The sequence below is a fragment of the Rhizobium ruizarguesonis genome (genome assembly GCF_012349115.1).
Taxonomy (GTDB): domain Bacteria; phylum Pseudomonadota; class Alphaproteobacteria; order Rhizobiales; family Rhizobiaceae; genus Rhizobium; species Rhizobium ruizarguesonis.
The window spans coordinates 49,697-65,238 of the sequence record NZ_PQIG01000085.1; the positions used below are offsets into that span (position 1 = coordinate 49,697).

The window sequence follows — 15,542 nt, forward strand, 5'->3', positions numbered from 1 at the left end:
GAGAAGGATTCTCCGGCCAGTTTAAAGGTCAACTATGTCAAGGGAAAGCCCGGCGCTGCACGCAGCATCCGCGCGATCAGTGCTCTTCATATTGGGTGAAGGAGGGATCGGCGAGATCGGCAAAGCGCGTGAATTCCGCCTGGAAGGCGAGCTTCACCGTGCCTGTTGGCCCGTGGCGCTGCTTGGCGATGATGACGTCGGCCGTGCCCTTCACCTTGTCGAACAGCGCTTCCCATTCCGGATATTTCGGATCGTGGATGTCGCGCGGCTCCGAATTCTTGACGTAATATTCCTCGCGGAACACGAAGAGCACGACGTCGGCGTCCTGCTCGATCGAGCCGGATTCGCGAAGGTCGGAAAGCTGCGGCCGCTTGTCGTCGCGGCTTTCGACCTGGCGCGAAAGCTGAGACAGCGCGATGATTGGAACGTTGAGTTCCTTGCCGAGCGCCTTCAGGCCGGTGGTGATCTGGGTGATTTCCTGCACGCGGTTGTCGCTGGATTTGCCCGAGCCGGTCATCAGCTGAATGTAGTCGACCACCAGCACGTCGAGGCCGCGCTGGCGCTTCAGACGGCGCGCGCGGGCCGAAAGCTGGGCGATCGAGATGCCGCCGGTCTGGTCGATAAAGAGCGGCACCTTCTGCATCATCATCGAGCAGGCGACGAGCTTTTCGAAATCGGCATCGTTGATGTCGCCGCGGCGGATCTTCGAGGAGGAGACTTCCGTCTGCTCGGAGATGATACGGGTGGCGAGCTGTTCGGACGACATTTCGAGCGAATAGAAGCCGACAACGCCGCCGTTCTTCGCCTTCATGCTGCCGTCCGACTGGACTTCGCCTTCGTAGGCGGCGGCGATATTGTAGGCGATGTTGGTGGCAAGCGAGGTCTTGCCCATGCCGGGGCGTCCGGCAAGCACGATCAAGTCCGACCGCTGCAGGCCGCCCATCTTGGAATCCAGCGAATGGATGCCGGTGGAAATGCCGGAAAGCCCGCCATCACGTTCCTTGGCGACGGCCGCCATGTCGATCGCCAGCGCGACCGCATCGTTGAAGGCCTGGAAGCCACCGTCGTAGCGGCCGTTTTCCGCCAGTTCGAAGAGGCGGCGTTCGGTATCCTCGATCTGCGACTGCGGTGGCATGTCGAGCGGCGCGTCATAGGCGATGTTGACGACATCCTCGCCAATGGTGATCAGCGCCCGGCGCAGCGCCAGGTCGTAGATCGCCCGGCCGTAATCCTCGGCATTGATGACGGTGACGGCATTGCTGACGAGGCTCGCCAGATATTGCGAAACCGTCATGTCGCCGACCTTTTCGTCGGCTTTCAGGAAGGTCTTGATCGTCACCGGGTTGGCGATCTTGCCCATGCGGATGATATCGCCGGCAACCTCGAAGATCTTCCGGTGCAGCGGTTCATAGAGATGGATCGGCTTCAGGAAGTCGGACACCCGGTAATAGGCGTCGTTGTTCATCAGGATCGCACCCAGAAGCGCTTGCTCGGCTTCGATATTGTTGGGTGCTTCGCGATAATGCTGCTCCGACGGGGCAACAGCTGCAATCTTTCGAGCGGCGTCGTTCATCATCATCCGTTCTGTCTTTTTCCAGCTCCGGATTTGCAATTCCGGACGCGAAAATCAAGAGGCTACGAAAGGAGCGGGGGCTCGCTTCGCCTAAATCCTGAATGCTGTGCACGTTGTTCGACTTCTCCACAGTCTTGGGCGACACAAAGGAGAAATACTGGCAGTGTCACCCGCACGACACGGTATGGCGCCGACTCAGCCCATCCGTTTCGGAGAACGCTACTTTAGCGCGATGCGATAAGGCACGCAGCAAAAACATCCGGAAAATCCCCTTAAAAAAAGCGAACCGATCGGCGGCTCAAATCGAAGGGATGGAAACGAAAAAGCCCGGCGCGGTGGCCGGGCTTTCCCTCACGCGGATCGCTCCAACGAGAATTATGCTTCGTCTTCGTCGACGCCGTCGGCTTCCGGATCGAAGAAGTCTTCCGGACGCAGCGCGTCTTCGTCGACGCCGTAGATCGCGTCGACCGAGGTGAGTTCTTCGCCCTTGGCCTGGCGCTCTGCCTCTTCGGCAGAGCGGGCAACGTTCAGCTCGACGTGGATTTCGACTTCGGCATGCAACTGCAGCTCGACCTTGTGCAGGCCGATCGACTTGATCGGCGTGTTGAGGTGAACCTGGTTGCGGCCGATGTTGAAGCCTTCGGCGCCGAGAATCTCGACGACGTCACGGGCAGCGACCGAACCATAGAGCTGGCCGGTTTCGCCGGCGGAACGCACGACGATGAAGGACTTGCCGTCGAGAACGTCGGCGACCTTCTGGGCTTCCGATTTGCGCTCGAGGTTGCGGGCTTCGAGCGTCGCGCGCTCGGCTTCGAAGCGGGTCTTGTTGGCGGCGTTGGCGCGCAGCGCCTTGCCGAGCGGCAGCAGGTAGTTACGGGCAAAGCCGTCGCGAACCTTTACGGTTTCGCCCATCTGGCCGAGCTTGGAGATGCGTTCGAGAAGGATGACTTCCATTTTCTTTTTCCTTTCTTGTGTCTCAGATTTTCGTATCGGATTGTTTGGGGGCATCAGCATCTTTCGTCGGGGTCAGCGCGATCGCCTTGCGCGTATCGCTGAGACCGAGAACGAGGATGAGGAGAGCTGGCAGCAGCATGAGCATCGAGGCCAGATAGCAGAGGATGAGAGCCGGTATGCGCCAGTCCTTGCCGCGCGTGCGGAAATGCAGCGAGGCGAAACCGGAGAGCATGAAGCCGGCGCCGAAGGTGCCGATCACGGTCGCACCGACCATCGCCGGAACGCCGCCGAAAAAGCAGGCGGCAAGCCCGGCCAGGAAGATGAAGATCGAGTTGCGGTTCATCCGCAGCGATGAGGGAATATCCTCGCGCGGACGAAGGCCGCGGCCGGACGCGGCAACGATGCGCACGGCGAAATAATAGGCGGCAAACAGCATGCTGACCCACATGCCGCCCTGCAAAGCCGGCAGCATCAGTAGGATCAGCGACTTGGTCTGCGCCGTCGCTGCCGGATCGGGCATGAATTCGGGTTGCTGCTGTTTGAGCGAGGTGATCAGCAGATCGACGATGGGATCGGTGATCTCAGGCCCGTAGCCGATGATCACACCGATGACGATGACGGCAAGCGTCACCAGACCGCAGAGATGCAGCAGGATATCGGAGAGCGGATACCAGGCAAGCAGATGGTCGGGACCGCCGAGTTCGGAGGCCGGACGCGCCAGATTGGCGAGATGACTGAGCCAACCGGCCGGCAGAAGCGTCACCAGCGTCATGATCAGCGCGAAGGAAGGCGAGATCAAGATCGCGCCCAGCGCCGCAGCGGTGACGACGGCCGAGACCGCGGCGGCATTGCCCCAGCCGAGCCCGACGATCAGGATCGGCAGAGCCGAGGCCGTGTAGAGAAGCGCGCTGAAAAACGACGGCTGCATGCTCGCGCCCAGCACCAGCAGGGCAGCGGTCAATCCGGCGAGTGCGCCGATCAGCAGCGTTTTAATGTTCGGTCGTTTCAAGGTCGCTGTCCTGCTTCATCAAGCAGTTAGAGGATGTTGCTGAATCAAATTCAGAAACGTCTCAACATGGGTTTTAACAGTTCCGATCCGCGCCCATCGCGGAAGGGAGAAGGGAAGGCACGAATGCCTTCCCTCAAAGGTGTTGGCGTCGACCGATTAGGCGACGACGTAGGGCAGCAGGCCGAGGAAACGGGCGCGCTTGATCGCCTGGGCGAGTTCGCGCTGCTTCTTCTGGGAAACGGCCGTGATGCGGGACGGAACGATCTTGCCGCGCTCGGAAATGTAGCGCTGCAGCAGGCGTACGTCCTTATAGTCGATCCGCGGCGCGTTGGCGCCGGAGAATGGGCAGGTCTTGCGGCGGCGATGGAACGGGCGGCGGACCGGAGCGGAGGAAGTTTCAGACATATCTCAGATCTCCCTTATACACGGTCTTCGCGCGGACGGCGCGGACGGTCGTCACGGTCGCCGAAGCCACCTTCACGCGGCGGACGCGGGCCACGGTCACGATCACCGAAGCCACCTTCACGCGGGCCACGGCCGCCTTCACGCGGACGGTCGTCACGGTCGCGCTTCTGCATCATGGCAGACGGACCTTCTTCATGCTTCTCGACGGCGATCGTCATGTAGCGAAGAACGTCTTCGCTGATGCGCATCTGACGTTCCATTTCCTGGACGGCAGCAGCCGGTGCATCGATGTCCATCAGGGCGTAGTGCGCCTTGCGGTTCTTCTTGATGCGGTAGGTGAGGGACTTGAGGCCCCAGTTCTCGATACGCCCGACCTTACCGCCATTCGCTTCGATCACACCCTTGTACTGTTCTACGAGGGCGTCGACCTGCTGAGCGGAAATATCCTGCCGGGCAAGGAATACATGTTCATAAAGAGCCATGACAGCTTTGCCTTTCTTGCGTTTGGTTCAACCCGATATTCGGCGGCTAAGCCTCAACGACTGCTCCTGATTGGGCGGACCCAGGCAAGAAAGCGTTTCCGAGACGGTCGAGAGCGGAGACACGGGAGGCTGGAACGCTTCCGTTCCGAACGATTTCCAAAAGGAAACCGGCCCTCCGTTCAGCCACCAGCCAGAAGACCGGGTTAACGAACAGGGCGGCTTATACGGATTTTTCGCGGAAAGGCAAGCGCAATCGGGCAATCGAACCCGACGCAAACCGGTGGGCGGAGCATGATGCCGAAAAGTGTGAGCGGTTTTCGGACGACATCATGCTCCCATCCTGTTCTAGCGTTGGGCAGGGCGCCCAGGAATATGATCAAAGCGTCAGCGGATACTGCCGGTGCACCTTGGCAATCTCCGCGAGCACCTCGTCCGAAAGCGTCAGGTCGGCCGCGCCGATATCGATTTTCAGCTGCTCCATTGAGGTTGCGCCGATGATGACCGAGGCCATGAAAGGCCTTGATCGGCAGAAGGCGAGCGCCATCGCCGCCGGGTCGAGACCGTAGGTTGCGGCGATCTCCAGATAGGCTTTGGTCGCCGGCTCCTGCAGCGGCTGAAGGCGGCCGCCGATATCGGGGTTGATCGAACCGCGCGAACCCTTTGGCCTGATGCCATCGACATATTTACCGGAGAGGATGCCGCCGGCGAGCGGCGAATAGGCGAGCAGCCCGACATCCTCGTGATGCGAGAGCTCGGCGAGATCGAGGTCGAAATGACGGTAGAGCAGATTATATTCGTTCTGGACGCTGGCAACGCGCGGCAGGCTCTTCTGTTCGGAGAGCGTCAGGTATTTCTGTATGCCCCAGGTCGTTTCGTTAGAAAGGCCGATCGCGCGGATCTTGCCCTCTTTCACCAGCGCGCCGAGCGTTTCCAGGATGTCGAGCATATTGGCGACGGTCTCGTCGCGGTCCTGATTGAAGGGATTGTAGCTCCAGTTCTGGCGGAAATGGAAATGGCCTCGGTTCGGCCAGTGGATCTGGTAGAGGTCGACGTAATCAGTCTTCAGCCGCGCCAGGCTGGCCTCGAGCGCCAGGCGGATATTCTTCGCATCGGCACCTTCGCCGCCGCGTATATAGTCGCGGCCGCGGCCCGCGACCTTGGTGGCGAGCACGATATCCCCACGCTTGCGGGTCTTCTTGAACCAGCTGCCGATATAGTCTTCGGTCCGGCCCTGTGTCGCGGCCGAAACCGGGGTGGTTGGATAAAGCTCGGCCGTATCGAAGAAATTGACGCCCTTTTCGACGGCGTAGTCCATCTGCGCATGCGCATCGGCTTCGCTGTTTTGCGAACCCCAGGTCATGGTGCCAAGGCAGATCTCTGAAACGGAAATCTCGGTGCGGCCTAGTGAATTGTACTTCATGGAAAAACCTTGGGAGAGAGGTGGAAGCCTTGGGAGGGTCCGCGCAAATCTAGGCTGGATTTGGCGGAGCGCAAGAGCAAAAACCGGGCTTTTGCGCCGGTGCGAAAGGCTTTGCGGACAACGGGCCGCCACTTGACTCTGCCGGAAAGAATGTCAATTGGAGGCAAAACAGCCTTAAGGGGCGCAATCAGGGGCATGAGCCAGGGACACGAGAATGACCATTGCTTTCACTTTTCCCGGCCAGGGCAGTCAGGCCGTCGGCATGGGCAAGGATCTCGCCGAGAATTTTGCCGAAGCCCGAGCCGTCTTCGAAGAGGTCGATGAGGCGCTCGGTGAAAAGCTTTCGGACGTCATGTTCAACGGTCCCGAGGATACGTTGACCTTGACGGCGAACGCCCAGCCGGCGCTGATGGCCGTCTCGATCGCCGTTGTTCGCGTTCTGGAAGCCAAAGGGTTGGATCTGAAGTCGAAGGTCGCTTACGTCGCCGGCCACTCGCTCGGCGAATATTCGGCACTTTGCGCCGCCGGTACCTTTTCGCTCGCCGATACCGCGCGGCTGCTGCGCATTCGCGGCAATGCCATGCAGGCGGCTGTTCCTGTCGGCGTCGGCGCCATGGCCGCGATCATCGGCCTCGAACATGCCGACGTCGTTGCCGTCTGCGAGGCAGCCACCGCTGTCGGCGCCTGCCAGATCGCTAACGACAATGGCGGCGGCCAGATCGTCATCTCGGGCGAGAAGGCAGCCGTCGAAAAGGCCGCCGGCCTCGCGACCGACAAGGGCGCCAAGCGCGCCATTCTGCTGCCGGTCTCCGCTCCGTTCCATTCGACACTGATGGCGCCGGCCGCCGACGCCATGCGCGAAGCACTGGCAATGGTTTCAAAATCCGATCCCATCGTGCCCCTCATTGCAAATGTCCGTGCCGCCCCCGTGACAGCCGCCGACGAGATCGCCAGCCTCCTGGTCGAGCAGGTGACCGGTCAGGTCCGCTGGCGCGAGACGGTGGAGTGGTTCGCTGGAAATGGCGTCACGACGCTTTATGAACTCGGTTCCGGCAAGGTGCTGACCGGCCTTGCCCGCCGCATCGACAAGACGATCAACGGCATCTCCGTCAACGGTCCGGCGGATATCGACGCGGCCGTCGCCGCCCTCATGGCCTGATTGGTATCCCCGGACACCGGATTTGGTGTCCCTGATATAAGGAACGTTTCCATGCTCGATCTCTCCGGCCGCAAGGCTCTCGTCACAGGCGCATCGGGCGGTATTGGCGAGGAAATCGCCCGCCTTCTTCATAAGCAGGGCGCCATCGTCGGCCTGCACGGCACCCGTGTCGAGAAGCTGGAAGCGCTAGCGGCCGAACTCGGCGAGCGCGTCAAGATCTTCCCGGCCAACCTGTCCGACCGCGATGAGGTCAAGGCGCTCGGCCAGAAGGCCGAGGCCGACCTTGAAGGCGTCGACATCCTCGTCAACAATGCCGGCATCACCCGCGACGGCCTGTTCGTGCGCATGAGCGACGAGGACTGGGACAGCGTCCTCGAAGTGAATCTGACATCGACCTTCCGCCTGACGCGCGAATTGACGCATCCGATGATGCGCCGCCGCTATGGCCGCATCATCAACATCACCTCCATCGTCGGCGTCACCGGCAATCCGGGCCAGGCCAATTACTGCGCCTCCAAGGCCGGTATGATCGGCTTCACCAAGTCCCTGGCGCAGGAAATTGCCACCCGCAACGTGACGGTCAACTGCGTCGCACCGGGCTTCATCGAGAGCGCCATGACCGGCAAGCTGAACGACAAGCAGAAGGAAGCGATCATGGGAGCGATCCCGATGAAGCGCATGGGCACGGGCGGCGAGGTCGCTTCGGCGGTTGCTTACCTCGCGTCCTCCGAGGCTGCCTATATGACCGGCCAGACGCTGCACGTAAACGGCGGCATGGCGATGATCTGAAACGACAAACCGTTGGCATGGGAATATTTCCGCCAATAGCATGTTGAGCAATCACGAAGCGTTGATTTTCTGGCTTTGCGGCAGACATAAAGCATGTTAAGCGGGCCATGACTGTGAACAGTCGTCCCGAGAAAGCAGACGAACCGGCGGGCTTTTTGCAAGCCTGGAACATCTCTGAAGCCGGGTAAACGAGTTTGCCGAGGATGTCTGAAAACATCGCAGGCTGAAACAGGGTAGGGGTGCCGCAACGGCATTCCGATCAGGACATAAGGTCGAGGAAACCGACATGAGCGATATCGCAGAACGCGTAAAGAAAATTGTTATTGATCATCTTGGCGTCGATGCCGACAAGGTCGTCGAGAGCGCCAGCTTTATCGACGATCTAGGCGCTGACTCGCTCGACACGGTCGAACTTGTCATGGCTTTCGAAGAAGAATTCGGCGTTGAAATTCCTGACGACGCTGCCGACTCGATCCTGACGGTCGGCGATGCCGTGAAGTTTATTGAGAAGGCCCAGGCCTGATCCTGTGAATTTGAGAAAGGGCGGGCCTGGAGTCCGCCCTTTTCTTTTCGGCATATTTCTCCATAGAACATAAGAGACGGGGAAAGCACGCGATGAGACGTGTCGTCATCACCGGTACCGGCATGGTATCACCCTTGGGATGCGGAACAGAGGTGACGTGGTCGCGGCTGCTTGCCGGCCAGAACGGCGCCCGCCTCGTCACCGAATTCGAGGTTGATGACCTTCCCGCCAAGATCGCCTGTCGTATCCCTGTCGGTAACGGCACCGACGGCACCTTCAATGTCGATCAGTGGATGGAGCCGAAGGAGCAACGCAAGGTCGATCCCTTCATCATCTACGGCATGGCCGCCGCCGACATGGCGCTCGCCGATGCCGGCTGGCATCCCGAAACCGATGAGGACCAGATCGCCACCGGTGTGCTGATTGGCTCCGGCATCGGCGGCATCGAAGGCATTGTCGAGGCGGGTTACACCTTGCGCGACAAAGGCCCGCGCCGCATCTCCCCTTTCTTCATTCCCGGCCGCCTGATCAATCTTGTCTCCGGCCAGGTCTCGATCCGCCACAAGCTGCGCGGACCCAATCATTCGGTCGTCACCGCCTGCTCGACGGGTGCGCATGCGATCGGCGATGCCGCACGGCTGATCGCGCTCGGCGACGCCGACGTCATGGTCGCCGGCGGCACGGAATCCCCGGTCAGCCGCATTTCGCTTGCAGGCTTTGCCGCCTGCAAGGCGCTGTCGACCCAGCACAATGACGACCCGAAGAAAGCGTCGCGTCCCTATGACCGCGACCGCGACGGCTTCGTCATGGGCGAGGGCGCCGGCATCGTCGTGCTCGAAGAACTGGAACATGCCAAGGCGCGCGGCGCCAGGATCTATGCTGAAATCGTCGGCTACGGCCTGTCGGGCGATGCCTATCACATCACCGCACCCTCCGAAGACGGCGAGGGTGCCGGCCGCTGTATGGCGATGGCGCTGAAGCGCGCCGGGCTGACACCGTCCGATATTGATTACATCAATGCTCACGGTACCTCGACCATGGCCGACACGATCGAACTTGGCGCCGTCGAACGGCTGGTCGGCAATGCGGCGTCGAAGATCTCCATGTCCTCGACCAAGTCAGCGACAGGACACCTTCTCGGTGCTGCAGGCGCCATCGAGGCGATCTTCACCACGCTCGCCATCCGCGACAATATCGCGCCGCCGACGCTCAATCTCGACAATCCCGAACGTGAGACGGCGATCGATCTTGTTCCGCACAAGGCGCGTGAGCGGGAAATCAATGTGGCGCTGTCCAACTCGTTCGGATTCGGTGGCACGAACGCGTCGCTCGTACTGCGCCGTTACGCGCAATAAGAGTCCTGTAAGCGGTGTAACGGGTGCCCCTTACGCCGACCGGCCGGTCCTCTATGCTGCGTAGCAGGGCGTGCGAAAGCACAACGACCGGCAACGGCGTCGTTGAACGGCGGCAGAACCTGCTTTTGCCGCATTGCTTCGCGAAATAGCGAAGTGAGGGTCAAGTTTTAGAGGATTGCCGGTGAGCGATACGACGAACCAGAGCAACGATACCCAGGCGCAGAAGGGACCGATCATCCCGAAGTCGCCGAGCGAAGCCCTGCGTCCTGAGCGCGTTCCGGAGCCGCCGAAGCGGTCCAAGAAAGCCCGCGGCCAGGTCGTTCTTTTCCTGAACTTCATCATGACGATGGCGGTTCTGGTCTGCGTCGTCGCCGTCATCGGCTTCTATTACGCCACATCGACCTACCGGAATCCCGGTCCGCTGCAGACCAACACCAATTTCATCGTCCGCAACGGCGCTGGTCTGACCGAAATCGCCTCGAACCTCGAGCGCAACGCGATCATCAGCGATGCCCGCATCTTCCGCTATCTCACGGCAACGCATCTGTCTGCGGGTGAGAGCCTCAAGGCGGGTGAATACGAGATCAAGGCGAGGGCTTCCATGAGCGATATCATGGAGCTTCTGAAATCGGGCAAGTCCATTCTCTATTCCGTTTCCTTCCCCGAGGGCTTGACGGTCCGCCAGATGTTCGACCGCATGCTGCAGGATACTGTGCTGGAAGGCGACTTGCCGGCCGCACTGCCGGCCGAGGGCAGCCTTCGTCCGGATACCTACAAATTCTCGCGCGGCACCAAGCGCTCGGAAATCATCGACCAGATGGCGGCTGCGCAGCAGAAGCTCGTCGATCAGATCTGGGACAAGCGCGACTCCTCGCTGCCGCTCCGATCCAAGGAGGAATTCGTGGCACTCGCCTCGATCGTCGAAAAGGAAACTGGCGTTCCCGACGAGCGTGCGCATGTCGCCTCCGTTTTTCTGAACCGGCTCGGCAAGGGCATGCGCCTGCAGTCTGATCCGACGATTATTTACGGCCTCTTCGGCGGCGAAGGCAAACCGGCCGACCGGCCGATCTACCAGTCGGACCTGAAGCGGGATACACCTTACAACACCTATGTCATCAAGGGTCTGCCGCCGACGCCGATCGCCAATCCCGGCAAGGATGCGCTGGAAGCCGTCGCCAATCCCTGGAAGACGCAGGACCTCTATTTCGTCGCTGACGGCACTGGTGGCCATGTTTTCGCCGCCACGCTCGAGGAGCACAATGCCAACGTCAAGCGCTGGCGCAAGCTCGAGGCCGACAAGGGTTCGGACCCGAACATCGCAGTCGACGGCCAGCCGGAAGAGCAGCCGGCGGATAGTGGCGCGACCGTCGTGCCGCCGAAGAAAAAGAAGATCAACTGATACTTTCGGGAGGCTCGCATGGCTTTGCAGTCCATGACCGGTTTTGCGCGGCGCGAGGGAACGAGCGGCCGCTGGCGCTGGGCATGGGAATTGCGCTCGGTCAACGGCAAGGGCCTCGACCTGCGCCTACGCCTGCCGCCCGGCCTCGAACGCATGGAGGCAGAGGTCCGCCGTCTCGCCGGCGAAAGCTTCAGCCGCGGCAACCTGCAGGCATCGCTATCCGTCACCGCGGACGAGAACCGTTTCGAGGCGGTGTTGAACAAGGAGGCGCTTGCCGCCGTGCTGGCCATGCGCGAGCAGTTGGACGGTGTCATCGATCCGGCGCCGCTGAAGCTCGATACGCTGCTTCTGGTGCGCGGCATCGTCGAATTCCGCGAAAGCGAGGATGGCGAGGAGGCGCTTGCTGCCCGTGACGCCGATATCGCTGCCGGCCTGCTGGCCGCGCTTGCCGATCTGAGAGCAATGCGCGAACAGGAAGGTTCGGCGCTGGCCCGCATTCTTCACGACCATGTCACGACGATCGAAGGCCTGACACGGACGATCGACGTCGATCCGTCGCGCTCGCCACAGGAGATCGCCGCGCGGCTGGTCGCGCAAGTCGCCTTGTTGATGGACGGCATGGCCGCACTCGACCGCGACAGACTGCATGCCGAAGCCGCACTGTTGGCGACCAAGGCGGATTTGCGTGAGGAAATCGATCGTCTTAAGGCTCATATCGCCGCAGCGCGCGATCTTTTGGTGAAAGGTGGCCCTGCCGGTCGCCGCCTGGACTTCCTTGCACAGGAATTTAACCGCGAATCGAATACCATCTGCTCGAAGTCGAATGCTTCGGCAGTCACCGCTGCCGGCATCGAGTTGAAAGTCGTGATCGACCAGTTCCGCGAGCAGGTCCAGAATTTGGAGTAAGACATGAAACCGGCGAAATCCTCGCCCGTGCAGATCGCCCGCCGCGGTCTGATGCTTGTCATCTCGTCGCCGTCGGGCGCCGGCAAGTCCACCATCGCGCGCACGCTTCTGGAGACCGACAGGCAGATCGGCCTTTCCGTCAGCGTCACCACGCGCCAGCGCCGCCCAAGCGAGGTCGAGGCTGTGCATTACCACTTCAAGAGTGTGCGCGAGTTCGAGCGGCTGCGCGATAGCGACGCGCTGCTCGAATGGGCTGAGGTGCACGGCAATTTCTACGGCACGCCGCGTGAGCCGGTCGAGCAGGCCATGGCTGAAGGCCGCGACATGCTCTTCGATATCGACTGGCAGGGCGCCCAGCAATTGCAGGAGAAGATGTCGGCCGACGTTGTCTCGATCTTCGTGCTGCCGCCGACCATGACCGAGCTGCAGTCGCGGCTGCACCGTCGTGCCGAGGATTCCGAAGAGGTCATCCAGACGCGCCTCGCCAACAGCCGCGCCGAGATCGCCCACTGGCGCGAATACGATTACGTCATCATTAATGACGACCTCAACGCTGCCTTCGACGCCGTCCAGTCGATCGTCAAGGCCGAACGCCTGCGCCGCGACCGCCGCCATGGCATGTTCGACTTTGTCCGCGAGCTCTTGGAAGAGACGCCGTCGCTTTAAAACGCGATGCCGGAACGTGCGCGGTTTCGGATGACGTCATCCTGGATTTAAAGGCTGTTCGCCAACAGGCAGAATTCCTCGACGGAAAGGGTCTCAGCCCGTCGCGCCGGATCAATCCCGGCCTTGACGAGCAGGCTCTCGCCGCCGAGCGGTTTCAGGCTTTGGCGCAGCATCTTGCGACGCTGGCCGAAAGCGGCTTGCGTCACTTTTTCCAGATTGGCGACAGCGCAGGGGATGGGGTTTTCGCGGGGGACCAGATGCACGACCGTCGACGTCACTTTCGGCGGCGGTGTGAAGGCTTGTGGCGGCACGTCGAAAGCCATGCGTGCTTCCGTCCGCCAACCGCAGAGCACGCCGAGACGGCCGTAATGGTCGTCGTCTTCGTTGGCGACGATGCGCTCGCCGACCTCCTTCTGGAACATCAGCGTCAGCGACTGCCAGAACGGCGGCCAGGCTTTCGGCAGCAACCAGTTGACCAAGAGCTGTGTGCCGACATTGTAGGGCAGGTTGGCAATGATCTTGATCGGGCCTTCCGGCGCCAATGTCTCGAAATCCGTTTTCAGCGCATCGCCTTCGATCACCTCGAGCCTGCCGGGATAATGATCGGCAATCTCAGCGAGCGCCGGCAGGCAGCGTGCATCCCGCTCGATGGCGATAACCTTCCTGGCGCCGAGCGCCAGGATCGCGCGCGTCAGTCCGCCGGGGCCGGGGCCGACCTCGAAAACGGTCGCCTCATCAAGTGCCCCTGCTGTGCGGGCGATCTTCTGCGTCAGGTTGAGGTCGAGCAGGAAGTTCTGCCCGAGCGCCTTGCGCGCATCGAGGCCGTGACGCTGGATGACGTCACGAAGCGGCGGCAGGCCATCGAGTGCTGCCATCAGCGGCGGCTTTCCGCACTGCGGCCGAGCAGGGCGGCGAGCTTCAGCGCCGCAACGAGGCTCTGCTCGCGCGCCAGTCCCTTGCCGGCGATGCCGAAAGCGGTGCCGTGATCCGGCGAGGTGCGCACGAAGGGAAGCCCAAGCGTCACGTTGACGCTGTCGTCGAAACCAAGCGCCTTGGCTGGGATCAGCGCCTGATCATGATACATGCAGACGGCGACGTCGTATCGCGCCCGCGCCTCGTCATGGAACATCGTGTCGGCGGGCAGGGGACCGATCGCATCGACGCCCTCGTCGCGCAGGCGCTCGATCGCCGGGCGGATGACCTCCTCGTCCTCCTTGCCGATCGCCCCGCCTTCGCCCGCATGCGGGTTGAGGCCGGCAACGGCAAGCCGCGGCGCCTCGATGCCGAAGCGCTGCCTCAGGTCTTCATGAGCGATCCGGCAGGTTTCCATGATCAGTTCGCACGTCAGCGCCTGCGGCACATCCCGGAGCGGAATGTGGATGGTGACGGGAATAGCCCTCAGTTTCGGTCCGGACAGCATCATCACCGGTGTCACCGGCCGGCCGGTCGCCCTGGCGGCGAGATCGGCGAGAAATTCTGTATGGCCGGGAAACCGGAAACCCGCCTCGTAGAGTACGGCCTTGGCGATCGGGTTGGTAACGACCGCGAGCGCCTCGCCGTTGATGACAAGCGACACGGCTTTTTCGATCGCAGCGATCGTGCCTTTCGCCGTTGCCGCATGCGGCTCGCCAGCCACGACCTCGATGCCGGCCGGTATGGTCATGACGGGCAGCGCGTCGGCAAACATGCCGGCGGCCTCGCTGGCATTATCGGTCTCGCGGATCGACACCGCCAGATTGAGCTGGCGGGCTCTCAGCGCCAAGACATCAGGATCGCCGATCAGGAAGAAAGGCGGCAGCCCGAGTTCACGCCGCCGGAGCCAGGCCATCAGAGTAATGTCCGGCCCGATGCCGGCGGGGTCGCCCTGGCTCAGCGCAAGCGGTCGAGAAAACGGTATCGCCATTGTCGGTCAGCGATAGGCGATCTGCGCCTTTTTGCGCAGTTCATCCAGGTATTTCTTGCTGTTTTCGTTTTCCGGGCTGGCGTCCTTGCCGCCCTTGGACTTGTCGAGATCTTCCTGGCGGAAGACCATTTCGGCTGCCTGGTCGTCGGAGACCTGCCGCTGGCTGCAGATTGCCAGATATTCGACACCCTTGTCGGTGACGCGGGTCCCTGTCGTGTTGCCCTTGGCCTGCTCGACCAGCGGCTTCCAATCCGGCGGGATCTCGGGGGCGAGCATGCGGCCGAGATCGCGCACGGAAACGTCGCGCATCGTCGCAGCAAACACCTTTGCCTGATCGCAGCCCGGGAATTTGGAGCGCGACGCCTCGGCCTCGCCCTTGCGCTTGCCGGTGATGGCCCCGCGCTTGGCTTGCGGAATGACGAAGATGATCTGCTGCAGCATATACTCCGTCGTCACCGGCTTCTGCTTGTTGTTCTGCATCATGCGCGAGACGAGATCATAGTTCGACAGCCGCGAGGTCGAGCCGTAGCGGGCGTTGACGACACGCGGCCAGCTCATCTGCACGGCGATGAAACCCTTGAAATGGTCGACGCCGACGCCGGCGCGATCGAGGATCTGCGACATCTGCTCGGGGGAAAGCTTGTTGCCGCTCGAAAAGCGCGCAAAAGACGCATCGACGTCCTGCTGCGACACCGACATATGCACGCGGGAGACTTCCTGCTGCTTGAGCGCTTCGTCGATCAATTGCTCCTCGGCGGTCTTGGCATCGGCCTTCGTATGCTGCAGGCGCAGGAAGGCTTGGCGCTTGGCGACATCGCCGCTGGTGATGGCGGTGCCGTTGACCACGGCCTTGACTTCACTTACCGCGAGCGCTGGTCCGGCAAGGCCTGTCAGCAACGCAAGCGCTGCCCCGGCGAGGAACTTGGTTATGGCTTTTTTCGCGTCAATCATCTGTTGACCTCCCGATAGCGTCGCGAGCCGTTGTTCGCGGCGTTCTTA

At 61.6% G+C, this 15,542-nt stretch carries 16 protein-coding genes; 7 read left to right on the plus strand and 9 right to left on the minus strand.

All coding sequences use genetic code 11. The annotated features are described in order from the left end of the window. Positions 1 to 76 precede the first annotated feature (76 nt). The 6 genes from C3Y91_RS20200 to C3Y91_RS20225 all read right to left on the minus strand — a co-directional run bounded on the left by C3Y91_RS20200 (position 77) and on the right by C3Y91_RS20225 (position 5,843). On the minus strand, positions 77 to 1,573 hold the full coding sequence (locus C3Y91_RS20200; RefSeq protein ID WP_012756827.1) for a replicative DNA helicase: 1,497 nt from the start codon (positions 1,571 to 1,573) through the stop codon (positions 77 to 79). A gap of 375 nt (positions 1,574 to 1,948) precedes the next feature. After that, complete coding sequence (gene rplI / locus C3Y91_RS20205) at positions 1,949 to 2,527, minus strand: 50S ribosomal protein L9 (protein WP_018070564.1); 579 nt, start codon at positions 2,525 to 2,527, stop codon at positions 1,949 to 1,951. A 22-nt stretch (positions 2,528 to 2,549) separates the two neighbouring features. Next, entirely contained in the window at positions 2,550 to 3,536 is a 987-nt protein-coding gene (locus tag C3Y91_RS20210; RefSeq protein ID WP_018070563.1) for a DUF2232 domain-containing protein, read from the minus strand. A gap of 156 nt (positions 3,537 to 3,692) precedes the next feature. Then, positions 3,693 to 3,941, minus strand: coding sequence for a 30S ribosomal protein S18 (gene rpsR, locus C3Y91_RS20215; RefSeq protein WP_003547038.1), 249 nt, complete (start codon positions 3,939 to 3,941; stop codon positions 3,693 to 3,695). A 14-nt stretch (positions 3,942 to 3,955) separates the two neighbouring features. Then, the gene (gene rpsF, locus C3Y91_RS20220) at positions 3,956 to 4,423 is read right to left on the minus strand and encodes a 30S ribosomal protein S6 (RefSeq protein ID WP_003547040.1); all 468 of its coding nucleotides are present in this window, start codon (positions 4,421 to 4,423) and stop codon (positions 3,956 to 3,958) included. 376 nt (positions 4,424 to 4,799) lie between these two features. After that, positions 4,800 to 5,843: an aldo/keto reductase gene (locus C3Y91_RS20225; protein ID WP_130664377.1), complete on the minus strand. Its 1,044-nt coding sequence runs from the start codon at positions 5,841 to 5,843 to the stop codon at positions 4,800 to 4,802. Between the two features lie 214 nt (positions 5,844 to 6,057). On the opposite strand from C3Y91_RS20225, the gene fabD reads away from it, so the two are divergent. The 7 genes from fabD to gmk all read left to right on the plus strand — a co-directional run bounded on the left by fabD (position 6,058) and on the right by gmk (position 12,640). Next, complete coding sequence (fabD, locus tag C3Y91_RS20230; RefSeq protein WP_075224232.1) at positions 6,058 to 7,002, plus strand: ACP S-malonyltransferase; 945 nt, start codon at positions 6,058 to 6,060, stop codon at positions 7,000 to 7,002. 51 nt (positions 7,003 to 7,053) lie between these two features. Next, positions 7,054 to 7,791 carry a 3-oxoacyl-[acyl-carrier-protein] reductase gene (gene fabG, locus C3Y91_RS20235; RefSeq protein WP_018070560.1) on the plus strand — a complete coding sequence of 246 codons (738 nt, stop codon included), beginning with the start codon at positions 7,054 to 7,056 and terminating at the stop codon, positions 7,789 to 7,791. A gap of 286 nt (positions 7,792 to 8,077) precedes the next feature. After that, the gene (locus C3Y91_RS20240) at positions 8,078 to 8,314 is read left to right on the plus strand and encodes an acyl carrier protein (protein WP_003547058.1); all 237 of its coding nucleotides are present in this window, start codon (positions 8,078 to 8,080) and stop codon (positions 8,312 to 8,314) included. Positions 8,315 to 8,406: 92 nt separating this feature from the next. Beyond that, a complete protein-coding gene (gene fabF / locus C3Y91_RS20245; RefSeq protein ID WP_130664379.1) occupies positions 8,407 to 9,669 on the plus strand; it encodes a beta-ketoacyl-ACP synthase II in 1,263 nt (420 codons plus the stop codon). Between the two features lie 181 nt (positions 9,670 to 9,850). Next, a complete protein-coding gene (gene mltG / locus C3Y91_RS20250; protein ID WP_020397445.1) occupies positions 9,851 to 11,068 on the plus strand; it encodes an endolytic transglycosylase MltG in 1,218 nt (405 codons plus the stop codon). A gap of 18 nt (positions 11,069 to 11,086) precedes the next feature. After that, a complete protein-coding gene (locus C3Y91_RS20255; RefSeq protein ID WP_018070557.1) occupies positions 11,087 to 11,974 on the plus strand; it encodes a YicC/YloC family endoribonuclease in 888 nt (295 codons plus the stop codon). A 3-nt stretch (positions 11,975 to 11,977) separates the two neighbouring features. Next, positions 11,978 to 12,640 carry a guanylate kinase gene (gmk, locus tag C3Y91_RS20260; RefSeq protein WP_017963719.1) on the plus strand — a complete coding sequence of 221 codons (663 nt, stop codon included), beginning with the start codon at positions 11,978 to 11,980 and terminating at the stop codon, positions 12,638 to 12,640. A 47-nt stretch (positions 12,641 to 12,687) separates the two neighbouring features. Here the strand turns inward: gmk and rsmA are convergent, their stop codons facing one another. Genes rsmA through C3Y91_RS20275 form a run of 3 tightly spaced genes read right to left on the minus strand, consistent with a single transcriptional unit; the run spans position 12,688 to position 15,494 of the window. Beyond that, complete coding sequence (gene rsmA / locus C3Y91_RS20265; RefSeq protein ID WP_018070556.1) at positions 12,688 to 13,515, minus strand: 16S rRNA (adenine(1518)-N(6)/adenine(1519)-N(6))-dimethyltransferase RsmA; 828 nt, start codon at positions 13,513 to 13,515, stop codon at positions 12,688 to 12,690. Then, positions 13,515 to 14,543, minus strand: coding sequence for a 4-hydroxythreonine-4-phosphate dehydrogenase PdxA (gene pdxA / locus C3Y91_RS20270; RefSeq protein ID WP_024321204.1), 1,029 nt, complete (start codon positions 14,541 to 14,543; stop codon positions 13,515 to 13,517). Before pdxA ends, rsmA begins: the two co-directional genes overlap by 1 nt. A 6-nt stretch (positions 14,544 to 14,549) precedes the next feature. Further along, complete coding sequence (locus tag C3Y91_RS20275) at positions 14,550 to 15,494, minus strand: SurA N-terminal domain-containing protein (RefSeq protein WP_024321203.1); 945 nt, start codon at positions 15,492 to 15,494, stop codon at positions 14,550 to 14,552. Positions 15,495 to 15,542: the final 48 nt, after the last annotated feature.

Bases quoted from the DNA above. Each gene is read 5' to 3' on its own strand.
- C3Y91_RS20200 (WP_012756827.1), bottom strand. From the start codon at position 1,573: ATGAACGACGCCGCTCGAAAGATTGCAGCTGTTGCCCCGTCGGAGCAG.
- rplI (WP_018070564.1), bottom strand. From the start codon at position 2,527: ATGGAAGTCATCCTTCTCGAACGCATCTCCAAGCTCGGCCAGATGGGC.
- rpsR (WP_003547038.1), bottom strand. From the start codon at position 3,941: ATGTCTGAAACTTCCTCCGCTCCGGTCCGCCGCCCGTTCCATCGCCGC.
- rpsF (WP_003547040.1), bottom strand. From the start codon at position 4,423: ATGGCTCTTTATGAACATGTATTCCTTGCCCGGCAGGATATTTCCGCT.
- C3Y91_RS20225 (WP_130664377.1), bottom strand. From the start codon at position 5,843: ATGAAGTACAATTCACTAGGCCGCACCGAGATTTCCGTTTCAGAGATC.
- fabD (WP_075224232.1), top strand. From the start codon at position 6,058: ATGACCATTGCTTTCACTTTTCCCGGCCAGGGCAGTCAGGCCGTCGGC.
- fabG (WP_018070560.1), top strand. From the start codon at position 7,054: ATGCTCGATCTCTCCGGCCGCAAGGCTCTCGTCACAGGCGCATCGGGC.
- C3Y91_RS20240 (WP_003547058.1), top strand. From the start codon at position 8,078: ATGAGCGATATCGCAGAACGCGTAAAGAAAATTGTTATTGATCATCTT.
- fabF (WP_130664379.1), top strand. From the start codon at position 8,407: ATGAGACGTGTCGTCATCACCGGTACCGGCATGGTATCACCCTTGGGA.
- C3Y91_RS20255 (WP_018070557.1), top strand. From the start codon at position 11,087: ATGGCTTTGCAGTCCATGACCGGTTTTGCGCGGCGCGAGGGAACGAGC.
- gmk (WP_017963719.1), top strand. From the start codon at position 11,978: ATGAAACCGGCGAAATCCTCGCCCGTGCAGATCGCCCGCCGCGGTCTG.
- rsmA (WP_018070556.1), bottom strand. From the start codon at position 13,515: ATGGCAGCACTCGATGGCCTGCCGCCGCTTCGTGACGTCATCCAGCGT.
- pdxA (WP_024321204.1), bottom strand. From the start codon at position 14,543: ATGGCGATACCGTTTTCTCGACCGCTTGCGCTGAGCCAGGGCGACCCC.
- C3Y91_RS20275 (WP_024321203.1), bottom strand. From the start codon at position 15,494: ATGATTGACGCGAAAAAAGCCATAACCAAGTTCCTCGCCGGGGCAGCG.